Below are 14,242 nucleotides of genomic sequence, written 5' to 3'. Positions count from 1 at the left end.
GATAGAGATTAAACTCCGAAGCTCAGCTTGAGGATCGCAAAGATGCTGACAATGCCAACCGCCAAAGCGAAGAAGGTATTGAGCATCAACAGCACGATCTTCGTGCCTTCGCCGTGTACGTAGTCTTCAATGATCACCTGCATGCCGAGGCGCATGTGATAGAGACCGGAAATGATCACCATCAAGAGAACCATGGCTGTCAGCGGGTGTGACAAGGCTGCCCTGGTCTCTGCATAGCTCGCACCATGCAGCGACAGGATCAAGCCAATGAAAAACAGCATCAGTGGAACGTTGGCGACGGCTGTCAGCCGCTGACGCCAGAAATGGTCCGTGCCTTCTTTCGCAGAACCCAGTCCGCGAACTTTGCCAAGCGGCGTGCGCATGTCGCCCATCGTTCGGCCTCCTTTAAGCTATTGTGAATGCGGCGATCCAGACAAGGATCGTCAATGCGACTGAAAGTATGAGCGACGCCCAGGCCATTTTCGTCGTCGTATCTTTTTCGAGCCCGCGGCCAGTATCCCAGATCAAGTGGCGTATGCCGCCGATCATGTGATGGATAAGCGCCCAGGTGTAGCCGAGCAGGACAAGACGGCCGATCCAGGAACCGTAAATCGCGTTGACGAAATTGAAGTATTGTTCATTCGTCGCCGCCGCGATCAGCCACCAGGCTACCAGCAACGTGCCGACATAAAGTGCCGAGCCGGTGATGCGGTGGACGATGGACATGACCATGGTTGGGATTGGCTTGTAGATTTGCAAATGCGGCGACAACGGCCGATTGGCATGCAGATTTGTCTTGCTCATAGCGTCCCCAAGAGTAGCGCCACATCTGGTTAGACGGGCAGGGCCGAAAAGGCTGGATAGAGGCAATTTAGAGGGGTTTTAATCCGGTTTTTGCACTGCGTCAAAGCCCCATTCCATACCCTCATGCGGCGAATTGGCTGGAATAGCAAGTCAATAAGGTTTCTGCTTAGAATTCAATCGTTTAAAGGTGTCAAAACGGCCTTACAAGAGCAAAAATTTTGAGACTGTGTGCTGCAAAAAATTATTTGAGCGAGTCTGTCCGATTCAGGCACGGAATGGCTTGTTTCGCCTCTTTCAATCGCTGTTTGTCTGCGACAGACAGGGTCGTAAGCAGGATGCCGCTGACCTTGCGGCAACCTTGCATTGCTGCCGCTTACTGATTGCCGAACCTGATGATGAAGCTCGTCCAGTCGGCGGGCGCTGCAACCTGCTCGTAAAGCTTGCGGCCGTCCTCCGGCACGCGTGGCGCATTGAGCGACAGCTTCGTCCAGCCGCGCTCCTCCGCTTTGTCGGCGAGCACGTCGATCAGGGCCTTGGCAATGCCTTTGCCGCGGTGGTCATGATGCACATAGATATGATCGACCTGACCGGCGCGCATACCGGAAACCGGCTCGGGAAGATCGTAGAAAATAACGAAGCCAACGAGATGGCCATCAAGGCGTGCCCCGGCTATTTCCGCTGCACGGTCGCGCAGGAGGTTTTCGGCATAGTAATCATCCGGCCGGCGCGGCGCACCACGCTTCAGCGCCTGGGCATAGCTGGCAAGCAGCGGCGCGAATTCATGGGCATCGCTCAAATGCAGGAGTGAAATGTCGATGGCGTGTTCATCAACGGTCTTTGTTGTCATGATTGCTTCCGTCCCTTCATGCCTGCCGGTGAATCCTGTCCTCATTAGACTGAGGATTGGTTGATTGTGCCGCGCCCGTCAACCTGCACCGCGGATGAAAATCGATTTGATTAGTTTTGGCCGGATGACAATTGTTAATAAAAGGTTAATCTCTGGCTTGAGGAATCGTCAGGAGTATCGCCATGTTTCAAAAGAGACTCGTCCGTTCTGTTGTGGCGTCGATGGCCCTGACGTTTGCCCTGACCACCCCGCAAATTGCGGCAGCAAACGATATCAAGCGCAGCAATAGCTACGGTGACGAATACGGCAATGTCATCCTGCATGAGGCAGGCGGGCCGAAGATCATCTTTGTCGGCGCATCCGCAGCGAAATCCGATACGCTCGGCCGCGAGATCAGGCGGCAGGTTCCTGTCTACAAACGCGGCAAAGGCCCGTCAGTAATTTCTCCAGTGAGTGATCCGGTCGTCCTTGGTGTCGTGCCAGCACCCAATACCGGCTGCGACAGTCCCATAGTCATTCAGGGCCGCAGTTACATGTATGGCCTCGACCGCAACGAAACGCCGGTTATCGGCCATCCCGGCTGCGACTGACGCCGATCATTAAGAGATTTGATTTGCTTCGGTGACCCGGGCCCTGTAAGGGGGGCCGCTTCATCGAAGAGGTAGTAATAATGGCTCGCAATTCTGACGGCGCACTGGTCCTGTTTTCCGGCGGGCAGGATTCGGCCACGTGCCTTGCCTGGGCCCTGTCCCGTTTCGACCGCGTCGAGACGGTGGGTTTCGACTATGGCCAGCGGCACAGGATCGAGCTCGAAGTGCGTGCTGCGTTCCGCAGCGCCGTCGTGAAGCAATTTCCGCACTGGGCAACGCGGCTTGGTGACGATCATATGCTGGATGCTGGGATTGTCGGGCAACTTGGCGCCTCGGCCATGACCGATGACATCGCCATCGAGATGGCGGAAAACGGCCTGCCCAATACCTTCGTGCCCGGCCGCAATCTGCTGTTCTTCACGCTTGCAGGTGCGCTCGCCTATCGACGCGGTCTGCGGGTCATTGTCGGCGGAATGTGCGAGACCGACTATTCGGGCTACCCCGATTGCCGCGACGACACGCTGAAAGCCCAGCAGGTGGCCCTGTCGCTCGGTCTCGATCGCCGCATCACGATCGAGACGCCATTGATGTGGCTCGACAAGGCCGAAACTTTTGCTCTCGCCCGCGATCTCGGCGGGGACCAGCTGCTCGATCTCATCGTCGAGAACACGCATACCTGCTATCTTGGCGATCGCTCCAGGCGCCATGCATGGGGCTATGGCTGCGGCACCTGCCCGGCATGCCAGTTGCGTTCTGGCGGCTGGGAAAAGTTCAAGGCGGAAGCGGCATGACGTACGCCGTCAAGGAGATCTATCTGACCCTGCAAGGCGAGGGTAACCACACCGGCCGCGCTGCCGTGTTCATGCGCTTTGCCGGCTGCAACCTGTGGTCCGGGCTCGAGCGCGATCGCGAAGACGCTGTCTGCCAGTTCTGCGATACGGATTTCGTCGGTGTGAATGGCCCGGGCGGCGGCAAATTCAAGACCGCAGAGCCTCTGGCCGATGCCGTTGCTGCGCAATGGCCGAAGGGTGACAGTTCCGGCGGCAAGCCCTATGTCATCTGCACTGGCGGCGAGCCTTTGCTGCAGCTCGATGCGCCGCTGATTGAAGCTTTTCATGCGCGCGGCTTCGAAGTAGGCGTTGAGACCAATGGAACCATTGCGGCACCGGCTGGGCTTGACTGGATCTGCGTTTCGCCCAAGGCGGCAGCACCGCTGGTTCAGACCAGCGGCAATGAGCTCAAGCTGGTCTATCCGCAAAAGGAAGCCGAGACGCACCCGTCCCGTTTCGAACAGCTGTCGTTCGAGCATTTCTACCTGCAACCTCTTGACGTGATCGGTGATCCGGCGCAAACCGCATCGCATGTGGCATCTGCAGCGGCCTATTGCCTCGCCCACCCGCTTTGGCGGCTGAGCACGCAGACACATAAACTGATCGGCCTGCCCTGAGGCAGGCTTTAGCGGGCGCCTGTATTGCGCCAGAGCAAGAGCAATAGACATGAGAATCTTCAACGAATTTACGTTCGAAGCGGCACATCATTTGCCGCACATCTTTCCCGACGGGCACGTCAATACCCGTCTGCACGGACACAGTTTCCGTGTGCGGGTGACCCTGGAAGGAAAACCGGACAGCAGGACCGGTCTTATTTCCGATCTCGGCGCTGTGAAGGCCGCTTTCGACAGCGCGCGCGAGCAGCTCGACCACCGGTACCTTAACGAGATCCAGGGTCTGGAAACGCCGACGCTCGAAAACATCGCCATGTGGCTGTGGCGGCATTTTGCGTCGACCCTGCCCGGCTTGGCCGTGGTCGGCGTCTACCGTGATACGTGCGGCGAAGGCTGCGAATATCAGGGCGAATTCGAGATGGAAAGGACAGCAGCATGAGTCACTATGCAGAACAGGCAACGATGCTCGGCAAGGATGTGAAAATTCCGCAGCATCCCGATGAGGCCACGCTCGATGCCGTCCCCAACCCGCAGGCGGGAACGCTCTTCCTCGCGCGCTTTGCCTGCCCGGAATTCACCTCGCTTTGCCCAGTCACCGGCCAGCCGGATTTCGGCCATCTGGTGATCGACTATGCGCCGGATCAGAGCCTGGTGGAATCCAAATCGCTGAAGCTGTTCCTTTTCAGCTTCCGCAACCACGGCGCCTTTCATGAAGACTGCACCGTCACCATCGGCAAGCGCATCGTCGAGGCGGTCAAACCCTTGTGGCTGCGTATCGGCGGCTACTGGTATCCGCGTGGCGGGATTCCGATCGATGTCTTCTGGCAAACCGGCCCCGTCCCGGAGGGCCTTTGGCTGCCGGATCAGGGTGTACCAGCATATCGCGGACGCGGCTGACACTTACCCTCCCCCTTGTGGGGAGGGAAGCTGCGAAGCAGCAGGGAGGGGCCTTGGCTAGGAGGACTCATCCTGCACTATTGGTATCCTTTGGCGAACAAGAAAAGCCCCTCCTCGGACCTCCGGTCCGTCCCTCCCCACAAGGGGGAGGGTAAGAAGTGGCTCGCTCAGCCGATTACTTCCATTCGCGAATATCGACGAAGTGGCCGGCAATCGCTGCAGCTGCAGCCATGGCAGGCGATACGAGGTGCGTGCGTCCTTTGAAGCCCTGGCGCCCTTCGAAATTGCGGTTCGAGGTCGAAGCGCAGCGTTCGCCCGGCTTCAGGCGATCATCATTCATGGCAAGGCACATGGAGCAGCCCGGCTCACGCCAGTCAAAACCAGCTGCCTTGAAAATCTTGTCGAGGCCTTCGGATTCCGCCTGTTCCTTGACGAGGCCGGAGCCTGGAACGATCATCGCATCGACGGTTTCGCTGACCTTGCGGCCTTCGACAACCTTTGCGACTTCGCGCAGGTCCTCAATACGGCCATTGGTGCAGGAACCAATGAAGACGCGGTCAAGCTTGATATCGGTGATCGGGGTGCCGGGCTTCAAGCCCATATAGTCGAGCGCCCGCCACTTCGATGAGCGCTTGGTCTCGTCGGCAATGTCGTCCGGGTTAGGAACGGCGCCGGTCACCGCGATTACATCCTCCGGCGAAGAACCCCAGGAAACGATGGGCGGCAGATCGGCGGCGTTCAGCACGACAACCTTGTCGAAATGCGCGCCCTCATCGCTCTTCAGCGTCTTCCAGTACTCAACGGCCTGATCGAAAGCTTCGCCCTTCGGCGCGCGCGGCTTGCCTTTGACATAGGCAAATGTCGTTTCGTCGGGCGCGATCAAGCCAGCGCGAGCACCGCCTTCGATCGACATGTTGCAGATCGTCATACGACCTTCCATCGACAGCGCGCGAATGGCTTCGCCCGCATATTCGATGACATAGCCGGTACCGCCTGCCGTACCGATCTCGCCGATAATGGCAAGGATGATGTCCTTGGCCGTCACGCCGGCCGGCAGCACGCCATCCACACGCACCAGCATGTTCTTGGCCTTCGACTGGATCAGCGTCTGGGTAGCGAGAACGTGCTCGACTTCCGACGTGCCGATACCGTGCGCCAGCGCACCGAAAGCGCCGTGGGTGGAGGTATGGCTGTCACCGCAGACAATGGTCATGCCCGGCAGGGTGAAACCCTGTTCTGGTCCGATGATGTGAACGATGCCCTGACGGATGTCCTTCTCGGAATAATATTCGACGCCGAAATCCGCAGCGTTTTTGGCAAGCGCCTCGACCTGGATGCGGCTTTCCTCGTTCTTGATGCCGTTGACCCGGTCCGGCGACGTCGGCACGTTGTGATCGACGACAGCAAGTGTCTTTTCCGGATGGCGGACCTTGCGGCCCGCTACGCGCAAGCCTTCGAAAGCCTGCGGGCTGGTCACTTCATGCACAAGATGGCGATCAATATAGAGGAGGCAAGTGCCGTCATCCTGCTGATCGACCAGATGGTCATCCCATATCTTGTCATAAAGTGTACGTGGCACAGTCATAGCGATATCCTCGGCACTGTTTTGTGCTTTTCGATTATTTCGTGGACATATGCACTCGGTGTCCACTTACGTCAAGAAACAAGCGCGAAAAGTAATATTCCGGCGACAATGCGCCGCTCTTTAAGCCTTCTCAGATGATTGCTATCAGTGCCCTGCATTCTGGCCCAGGCGCCTTTCGACCCAACGCAAGCCGAGCGACAGGCTGATTGTCAGGATCAGGTAGACATAGGCGACAACGGAATAGGTTTCGAAGAAGCGGAAAGAACCGGACGCATATACCTTGCCCATTTGCGTCACGTCGACCACGCCAAGGACCGAGACAAGCGAGGAATCCTTCACCATCGAAATGAAGTCATTGCCATAGGGGGGAAGGATGGTGCGGATAGCTTGCGGCATGACGATAAGGCGGAAACGTTGAAAACGTTTGAGCCCCAACGCCTTCGACGCTTCGATCTGGCCCTTGTCCACGGCCTGGATGCCGGCACGGAAAATCTCGGCAAGGAAGGCGGCATAAGCGAGCATCAGCGCGATGATGGCGCGCCAGAGCAACGAAAAATCCCGGACCAGCAGCGGCTCGACGATGCCCGCGCTCTGCAATGGCTGAGTGATGAAATTCCACAGCGCGACAACTGCCGGGGCCCCGACGAAGGCGATGTAGAACAGGAGCACCAACAGCGGAATGCCCCGCATGATCTCGACATAAAATCGCGCTATCTGCCTCACGGCAATATGGTCCGACAAGCTCATTACCGCCAGAAACAGGCCGAGCGCCGAGGCAAGGAAAAACGCCAGTAGCGATACCCAGACCGTAATCCAGATGCCTTGCGATACCGTGGAAAAGACCTGTCCGTAGATCGGACTGACGAGGATGGCGATGCCGAGCGCAATGGCAATCGCCGCAGCAACCAGCAGCCACCACGGGAAATCCTTCTTCGCGGAGGGTCCCCTGCTCTGAGTGTTATCGGACACTGTTCAGCTTACTGGCCGAGCTTGTAGTCGAGGAACCACTTCTTGTTGAGGGCTTCGAAAGTTCCGTCCGCCTTCAGTGCCGCGATGGCGGCGTTGACTGGAGCGACAAGGTCCGAGCCCTTCGGGAAGATGAAACCGAAATCTTCAGCGCCAAGCGGTCCGCCAATCAGCTTCAAGGCACCACCCGATGCGTCGACATAGCCTTTACCGGCCGTGCTGTCGGTGAGCACGAGATCGACATCGCCAGTCTTCAGCGCCTGGATCGTCGCGCCAAAGGTTTCGAACAGCTTGATGCGCGGGTTCTGCTCATTGCCATCGAGCACATTGTAGACGGCAACGTAGAAATTGGTCGTGCCCGGTTGCGCGCCAACAAGTGTATCCTTGGTATCGGCAAAGCTTTTGGCATCGGTGAAACGCTTCTCGTCGCTGCGCACCAGCATGAACTGTTCCGAGCGCATATAGGGTTCGGAAAAATCGACCTTCTGCTTGCGCTCGTCGTTGATGGTGATGCCGGTCATGCCGATCTGATACTGATTGTCCGAAACGGCCTGGATCATCGCATCCCAGCTCGTGTTCAGATACTCGATCTTGACGTTCAACCGCTTGGCGATCTCGTTCATCGCATCGTATTCCCAACCAATGGGCTTGCCAGTCTTCGGGTCGACGAATTGCAGGGGCGGATAGGCGTTTTCCGTCACAACGGTGACCTTCTTCCCGCCAAGATCGGGCAGGTCGGCAGCCAATGCGGAAAATGGCGCCATGGCGAGCATAAGCCCCGCCAAAAGAACGGATCGCAAGTTCATCTCAAACCCCTGTCACGTGGTTGCGTCGGAAACTGATTTCACCTTGTCAGCGGCGCGTCAATCCCCTTACCTCCTCACAAGCGGGAGGGAAAACGCCTCAAACAAAAAAGGCGGCCCGAAGACCGCCTTTTTCAGAACTGATACGAACCGTGCTTATTCAGCAGCAGGTGCCTTGGCAACAGTTGCTTCCGTTACAACTTCGGCTGCGCCGGTAGCCGGAACAGTCGCCTTGCCCTTGCGGTTGTCTTTCTTCTCGGCAATACGGGCTGCCTTACCGGTCAGGCCGCGCAGGTAATAGAGCTTCGCACGACGAACCTTGCCGCGACGAACGACTTCAACACCTTCAACCAGCGGAGAAATGACCGGGAATACGCGCTCGACGCCTTCGCCGTAGGAAATCTTGCGAACCGTAAAGTTCTCGTTGATGCCAGCGCCGTTACGGGCAATGCAAACGCCTTCATAGGCCTGAACGCGGGTACGGGTACCTTCCGTCACGCGGACATTGACACGAACCGTGTCGCCCGGGCGGAAATCTGGAAGCGTGCGCTTTGCTTCGATCTTTGCTCTCTGCTCGAGATCGAGCTGACGAATAATATCGACGGTCATCGTCTTCATCCTTTTCTTGTCTTCTCGAACAGTCAGAGCGCTCGACACTTGGCACGCAGCAACTTTGGCCGCATTTCTATGCCTCTGAGGAGGCAGGAGCGAATTCACCATTCCTTGATTAATGGACCGGGTTTTCCCGAGTTGGCGGGCTGATACACCATAAAACCCGGTTTGTCACCTCTGAAGGCGATTCTTTTTGCTTGGCTATTTTCTTGGGGGCGCTTTATGGGTCGCCCAAAGATCTGGCCGTCGTTCCCGCGTCAGCCGCTCTGCTTCCGCTCGCCGCCATTGATCGATCGCACCGTGATTGCCTGACAAAAGCACATCCGGAATGCGGCGGCCTTCCCATTCCTGCGGTCTGGTATAGTGCGGATGTTCCAGCAAGCCCGTTTCAAAGCTCTCGGTCTCGCCGGACATGGCATTTCCCATAACACCGGGCAACAACCGGACAATGGCGTCGAGAACGACAATCGCCGCGGTTTCGCCGCCGGAGAGAATATAGTCGCCGATCGAAACTTCCTCGAAATCCCGGGCCTCGATCAACCGCTCATCCACGCCTTCGAAACGACCGCAGAGCAGGATTGCGCCAGGACCGGCAGCAAGCTCGCGTACGCGCGCCTGGCTTAGCGGCTTGCCACGCGGGCTCATGTACAGTTTTGGCCGCCCGTCGGCCACATGGTCGACGGCGCGTGCCAGAACATCCGGCTTCATCACCATGCCAGCCCCGCCGCCGGCAGGCGTATCATCGACCATGCGGTGCTTGTCCGTAGCAAAATCGCGGATCTGCACAGTTTCCAGCGACCATGCGCCATCCCGCAGTGCCTTTCCGGCGAGCGACACGCCTAGCGGCCCTGGAAACATCTCCGGATAGAGCGTCAGTACAGTGGCGCGAAAGCCGCTATCACCCAATGTCATGACCGGTTTTTCCCGCCGCCCTCGCCGCCGAGCTGACGGCGGCGTTCCTCGTCCTCATTCTCGTCGGGAACAAGACCAGCAGCCGCAGGATCGATGACGATATGGCCCGCTTTCACATCCACATGCGGCACGGCCGCCTGTGTGAACGGGATCAACATGGGGCGCCTGCCGGGAATGGTGAGTTCGATGAGGTCGCCACCGCCGAAATCGAACATGGCCGATACCTTGCCGTGCCTTTTGCCTTCCGCATCGATGGCCTCAAGGCCGATGAGGTCAGAGTGGTAATATTCGTCCTCTTCCAGATCCTGCGGCAATTGCGAGCGGTCGATGAACAGGGTCGTGCCATTGAGCGCCTCGGCCATGTTGCGGTCATTCACGCCGCGAAAGCGCACGACGACAACGGTCTTGGCAGGACGGATGTCCAGAACTTCGAAGGGCCTGCCGGTTGCATCATACAGTATGCCGTAGTCGCCCAGCGCCATGGGATCGCCGGTGAAGGTTTTCACCCTGAGTTCGCCGCGCGTTCCGTGTGCCGCACCGATCACCGCCAACTGCACCGGATCATTCAACTTTGCCATGGGGCTTCTTCCATCTTGTTCATTCAGCCCGAATTAGAGCAAAGCCGGGGCAAATCCAAGGACGAAACGACTCTGTAACGACTGACATGCCAATGTCCGGGCGATAATGACCAAGGAGCGAGCCATGGGCGTCCAACCGCAAACCGAACAATTTCTGGTTTCTGCCAAAGCCGACCTGATCGATGCGCGTGAAAGCTGGCTGAAATCGCTGAAGAATACGCGGCGGCTGGCTGTAAACACGCTGGAAGCCTATGAACGTGACACCCGCCAGTTCTTCCAGTTCCTCACCGGCCATCTGGGTGAGCCGCCGGCATTGAAGGACGTGGCGACACTGCGCATTGCTGATCTGCGTTCGTTCCTGGCACGGCGCCGCAATGATGGCGCCGGCGCACGAACGCTTGGCCGCGGGCTTGCCGGCATACGCTCGTTCCTGCGCTATCTGGAGAAACAGGGCATGGCCAATGCGGCCGCCTCGATCGCCATGCGCGCACCGCGCCAGCCAAAATCGCTGCCGAAGCCGCTGACCATGGTGGATGCGCGCCGCGTGGTCGAAACGGGCGAACAGCTCAATGAGGAACCCTGGATCGCCGCGCGCAATGCCGCTGTCCTGACACTGCTCTACGGTTGCGGGCTGCGCATATCGGAAGCACTTGGGCTCGATGGCGGGGCACTGACCGATCCGGATGCCCGCTCCATTCCCATTGCCGGCAAAGGCGGAAAGACCCGCATGGTGCCGCTTCTGCCCATCGTGCATCGTGCTGTCGCCGAATATCGCAAGCTTTGCCCCTACGCGCTCGATGAGGGCAAGCCGCTGTTTCGCGGCGCGCGCGGCGGCGAGCTGCATTCGGCCATCATCCAGCGCGACATGCAGAAGATGCGCGGCGCGCTTGGTCTGCCCGATACGGCAACACCGCATGCGCTGCGCCATTCTTTCGCCACGCATCTGCTGGGGCGCGGCGGCGACCTGCGCACGATCCAGGAACTGCTCGGTCACGCCAGCCTGTCGACGACCCAGGTCTATACCGGCGTCGATACCGAGCGATTGATGGAAATCTACGACAAGGCACATCCCCGCGCCTGAATTTCATACTAGGGACAATTTGCGGGCAGAGATTAACGCTTTCTCCGCAGGCACATGGATAGAGCTTAAGGCATGAACGACAAAGATACCTTTCCATCACTCGACCGCATTGCCGATGAGCTTCTCAAACTTTGCCTGGCGCTGAGCTGGCTGCTGCTGGCCTCGTTTCTTGTTGTCGCTGTCAGCGCAACGCGCGTTCGAGCCGATGACATTGCATGCGGCGGCCACGATCTGATCGCCGAGATGGCGAAGAGCGATCCGGCGAAGCTCGATGCTCTGCACAAGGAGGCCGCAGCAACAGTGAACGGCAAGGGTCTCCTCTGGAAGATCGAAAAACCCGGCGTGAAGCCTTCCTTCCTCTTTGGCACGATGCATTTGACCGATCCTCGCGTCCTCAAGCTTTCCGATGCTGCAGAAACCGCCTATGAGGGCGCCGACACGGTTGTCATCGAGACGGACGAAGTGCTCGACCCGAAGGCACCGATAAAGGTGATGGCGGAGACGCCCGACCTGATGATGCTCACCAATGGCCAGACGCTCGACAAGCTCATCCCCAGGGACAAGCTTGAAACCGTCAAGAATGCGCTTTCCGAACGCGGCATCTCGCTCGCGGCGGTCAACCGCATGCAACCATGGATGTTGACCAGCATGCTCGCCATGCCGGCCTGCGAATTCGCCCGCAAAAAGGAGGGCGCAAACTTCCTCGATATCAAGCTGGCCGAAGAGGCGAAGAGCCATGGCAAGGAGATCGCTGGTCTTGAAACCATCAAGGATCAGCTCGGCGCCATGGCTTCATTGCCGACACAGTTCCACATTGATGGCCTGATAGAAACGCTGACGCTGGGGCCGGAGCTGCCCGATGTCTTCGAAACCATGACTGTCCTGTATACGAAGGGTGACATCGGAATGATCTTCCCGCTGATGCGCTCGGTTTCCCCCGACGGCACCGCAAGCGGCAGGAATTACGCCGAGTTTGAAGAGAAAATGGTCAACACCCGCAATCGGACCATGGCAGAGCGGGCAGCCCCGATTGTCGACAAGGGCAATGCGTTTATTGCGGTCGGTGCCTTGCATCTTCCTGGAGAGCAAGGTCTCGTTTCATTGTTGAAAAACAAGGGTTATACAATCACGGTTCAATGACTGTTTGAGCAAGTATTTATCCTTAAGCTGTGCCTAAATAGACCTCGGTTTTCCGACGATACCTATGCAATTGCTGGATATTCTGGAACTTAACGGCGAACTGTCCGTTATTCATGCATCCTTGTGCAAAGGAAGTCATGGAGGACACGAAATGACCTATGATCCAAACCTGCAAGGGCGCCCGATGGAAACCGATCCATTGAACCCTAAAACCACGGTCGCAAAATCCGGCGGTGCGAGCGGTTTTCTTATTGCGGGCATCCTGATCGCGGCCCTGGTTATCGGCGGCTATTACTATCTCAACAGCACCGGTAACGAAATGAGTGCTCCGACGCCGCCAGCACCGACAAGTCAGGCCCCTGCTCCGGCTGCGCCTGCCCCCGCTGAGCCGCCTGCCGCGATGGCTCCGGCGCCAACAGCTCCAGCCCCGGCTGAGCCTGCTCCTGCCCCATCGACAACACCGGCTCCTACGGCCCCGGCTCCGGCACAGTAACGAGTGAGACGCGAGTCGAAATAAGAAAGGCCCGAAAACTCGGGCCTTTTTTCATATGTGTTTGCAGTCCTGTTACATGTGAATCGGTTTGGCAAAAGTAGCGAGTGCCGCTTCGCGCACGGCTTCCGACATTGTCGGGTGCGCGTGCGTGGTGCGAGCCAGATCTTCTGAGGAACCGCCGAATTCCATCAGCACCGTTGCCTCATGGATCATTTCGCCTGCGCCATAGCCAAGGATATGTACGCCAAGCACGCGATCACTCGCCTTGTCAGCCAGGATCTTGACGAAGCCGTCCGTGTGCAACATGGCACGGGCGCGGCCATTGGCCGTGAACGGGAATTTCCCGGCTTTGTATTCGATCCCTTCGGTCTTCAGCTCTTCCTCGGTCTTGCCAACAGAAGCCACTTCCGGCTGTGTGTAAACTACGCTCGGGATCGCATCATAATTCACGTGCCCTACCTGCCCTGCAAGGATTTCTGCAACAGCAATGCCTTCATCCTCGGCCTTGTGTGCCAGCATCGCTCCATCCACGACATCGCCGATGGCGTAAATGCCGGGGACATTGGTCTGCCAATGATCATTAATGGCCACACGGCCGCGATCGTCCACCGCAATTCCAGCTTCCTTCAGGCCAAGGCCGTCTGTGTAGGGCTTGCGGCCCGTAGATACGAGCACGACGTCGGTGTCGATCGTCTGGGCATCACCACCCTTGACCGGTTCGAACGTAACCTTGACGCCTTTGCCGGACTTTTCAACGCCGGTGACCTTGGCACCCATCTTGAACTCGATGCCCTGCTTTTCCAGCATGCGCTGGAACTGCCTGGAAACTTCGCCGTCCATTGGTCCAAGAATCTTGTCAAGATATTCAACGACCGTCACCTTCGAACCGAGCCGGCTCCAGACCGAACCAAGTTCAAGCCCGATGACGCCGCCACCGACAACGACAAGATGTTCCGGCACCTTCTCGAGTTCCAGTGCCCCGGTCGAAGACACGATAACCTTCTCATCGAACTCGACATTGACGCCAGGAATGCCGGCAACGTCGGAACCGGTGGCGATGACGATATTCTTCGTCTCAATTTCCTCGACCGAGCCATCTGCGGCAGTCACGGAAACCTTGCCTGCACCTATAACCTTGCCAGTCCCCATAAATGCATCGATCTTGTTCTTCTTGAACAGGAAGGCAACGCCATTGACGTTGGCTTCGACCGTCGCGTCCTTGTGAGCCAGCATCGCTTTCAGGTTGAGTTTGGGTGTACCGACATCAACACCGAGCGTGGCATGGGAATGGCCGGCCTCATGGAACACTTCCGAAGCGTGCAGCATCGCCTTTGACGGAATGCAGCCAATATTGAGGCAGGTCCCACCAAATGTCGCGCGCTTCTCGATCACCGCGGTCTTCAGCCCGAGCTGCGCGGCCTTGATCGCGCACACATAGCCGCCAGGACCTGTTCCGATGATCACCACATCATATGCCATGATTGATTCCT

The 14,242-nt window shown here is 58.0% G+C and carries 18 protein-coding genes; 8 read left to right on the top strand and 10 right to left on the bottom strand.

The genetic code is table 11. The annotated features are described in order from the left end of the window. Window positions 1–8: 8 nt before the first annotated feature. The 3 genes from sdhD to AAAC48_RS29130 form a co-directional block, all read right to left on the bottom strand. Entirely contained in the window at window positions 9–392 is a 384-nt protein-coding gene (sdhD, locus tag AAAC48_RS29140; RefSeq protein ID WP_340657522.1) for a succinate dehydrogenase, hydrophobic membrane anchor protein, read from the bottom strand. 13 nt (window positions 393–405) lie between these two features. After that, complete coding sequence (gene sdhC / locus AAAC48_RS29135) at window positions 406–804, bottom strand: succinate dehydrogenase, cytochrome b556 subunit (protein WP_340657521.1); 399 nt, start codon at window positions 802–804, stop codon at window positions 406–408. Window positions 805–1,177: 373 nt separating this feature from the next. Continuing rightward, a complete protein-coding gene (locus AAAC48_RS29130) occupies window positions 1,178–1,651 on the bottom strand; it encodes a GNAT family N-acetyltransferase (protein WP_340657520.1) in 474 nt (157 codons plus the stop codon). A gap of 182 nt (window positions 1,652–1,833) precedes the next feature. Between AAAC48_RS29130 and AAAC48_RS29125 the strand changes: the two genes are divergently transcribed. The 5 genes from AAAC48_RS29125 (at window position 1,834) to queF (ending at window position 4,582) form a co-directional block, all read left to right on the top strand. Then, window positions 1,834–2,241, top strand: coding sequence for a hypothetical protein (locus AAAC48_RS29125; RefSeq protein ID WP_340657519.1), 408 nt, complete (start codon window positions 1,834–1,836; stop codon window positions 2,239–2,241). Window positions 2,242–2,321: 80 nt separating this feature from the next. Further along, window positions 2,322–3,032, top strand: coding sequence for a 7-cyano-7-deazaguanine synthase QueC (queC, locus tag AAAC48_RS29120; protein ID WP_340657518.1), 711 nt, complete (start codon window positions 2,322–2,324; stop codon window positions 3,030–3,032). Continuing rightward, window positions 3,029–3,688, top strand: coding sequence for a 7-carboxy-7-deazaguanine synthase (queE, locus tag AAAC48_RS29115; protein WP_340657517.1), 660 nt, complete (start codon window positions 3,029–3,031; stop codon window positions 3,686–3,688). Before queC ends, queE begins: the two co-directional genes overlap by 4 nt. A 49-nt stretch (window positions 3,689–3,737) precedes the next feature. Beyond that, window positions 3,738–4,124 carry a 6-carboxytetrahydropterin synthase gene (locus tag AAAC48_RS29110; protein ID WP_340657516.1) on the top strand — a complete coding sequence of 129 codons (387 nt, stop codon included), beginning with the start codon at window positions 3,738–3,740 and terminating at the stop codon, window positions 4,122–4,124. Beyond that, the gene (queF, locus tag AAAC48_RS29105) at window positions 4,121–4,582 is read left to right on the top strand and encodes a preQ(1) synthase (RefSeq protein ID WP_340657515.1); all 462 of its coding nucleotides are present in this window, start codon (window positions 4,121–4,123) and stop codon (window positions 4,580–4,582) included. Before AAAC48_RS29110 ends, queF begins: the two co-directional genes overlap by 4 nt. A 175-nt stretch (window positions 4,583–4,757) precedes the next feature. Here queF and leuC read toward each other — a convergent pair whose 3' ends face one another. The 6 genes from leuC to rimM all read right to left on the bottom strand — a co-directional run bounded on the left by leuC (window position 4,758) and on the right by rimM (window position 10,038). Then, entirely contained in the window at window positions 4,758–6,167 is a 1,410-nt protein-coding gene (leuC, locus tag AAAC48_RS29100; protein WP_340657514.1) for a 3-isopropylmalate dehydratase large subunit, read from the bottom strand. Window positions 6,168–6,311: 144 nt separating this feature from the next. Then, window positions 6,312–7,136, bottom strand: coding sequence for an amino acid ABC transporter permease (locus AAAC48_RS29095; protein ID WP_340657513.1), 825 nt, complete (start codon window positions 7,134–7,136; stop codon window positions 6,312–6,314). Between the two features lie 8 nt (window positions 7,137–7,144). Beyond that, window positions 7,145–7,939, bottom strand: a complete 795-nt coding sequence (locus AAAC48_RS29090) for a basic amino acid ABC transporter substrate-binding protein (protein ID WP_340657512.1) — start codon at window positions 7,937–7,939, stop codon at window positions 7,145–7,147. 153 nt (window positions 7,940–8,092) lie between these two features. Then, entirely contained in the window at window positions 8,093–8,545 is a 453-nt protein-coding gene (gene rplS / locus AAAC48_RS29085; protein ID WP_340657511.1) for a 50S ribosomal protein L19, read from the bottom strand. Between the two features lie 204 nt (window positions 8,546–8,749). Beyond that, on the bottom strand, window positions 8,750–9,460 hold the full coding sequence (gene trmD, locus AAAC48_RS29080) for a tRNA (guanosine(37)-N1)-methyltransferase TrmD (protein ID WP_340657510.1): 711 nt from the start codon (window positions 9,458–9,460) through the stop codon (window positions 8,750–8,752). Beyond that, the gene (rimM, locus tag AAAC48_RS29075; RefSeq protein ID WP_340657509.1) at window positions 9,457–10,038 is read right to left on the bottom strand and encodes a ribosome maturation factor RimM; all 582 of its coding nucleotides are present in this window, start codon (window positions 10,036–10,038) and stop codon (window positions 9,457–9,459) included. Before rimM ends, trmD begins: the two co-directional genes overlap by 4 nt. Before the next feature lie 124 nt (window positions 10,039–10,162). Here rimM and AAAC48_RS29070 point away from each other — a divergent pair, with 124 nt between their 5' ends. From AAAC48_RS29070 to AAAC48_RS29060, 3 genes are all read left to right on the top strand, one after another. Beyond that, window positions 10,163–11,119 (top strand): tyrosine recombinase XerC, encoded by a 957-nt coding sequence (locus AAAC48_RS29070; protein WP_340657508.1) that lies wholly within the window; start codon window positions 10,163–10,165, stop codon window positions 11,117–11,119. 72 nt (window positions 11,120–11,191) lie between these two features. Beyond that, window positions 11,192–12,259, top strand: coding sequence for a TraB/GumN family protein (locus tag AAAC48_RS29065; protein ID WP_340657507.1), 1,068 nt, complete (start codon window positions 11,192–11,194; stop codon window positions 12,257–12,259). A 151-nt stretch (window positions 12,260–12,410) separates the two neighbouring features. After that, window positions 12,411–12,752, top strand: a complete 342-nt coding sequence (locus tag AAAC48_RS29060; RefSeq protein WP_340657506.1) for a hypothetical protein — start codon at window positions 12,411–12,413, stop codon at window positions 12,750–12,752. A gap of 72 nt (window positions 12,753–12,824) precedes the next feature. Here AAAC48_RS29060 and lpdA read toward each other — a convergent pair whose 3' ends face one another. Beyond that, window positions 12,825–14,231 (bottom strand): dihydrolipoyl dehydrogenase, encoded by a 1,407-nt coding sequence (lpdA, locus tag AAAC48_RS29055; RefSeq protein ID WP_340657505.1) that lies wholly within the window; start codon window positions 14,229–14,231, stop codon window positions 12,825–12,827. Window positions 14,232–14,242: the final 11 nt, after the last annotated feature.

The sequence above is a fragment of the Phyllobacterium sp. genome, from assembly GCF_037994405.1.
Classification (GTDB): domain Bacteria; phylum Pseudomonadota; class Alphaproteobacteria; order Rhizobiales; family Rhizobiaceae; genus Phyllobacterium.
This window is presented reverse-complemented; position numbering and strand designations above follow the sequence as displayed.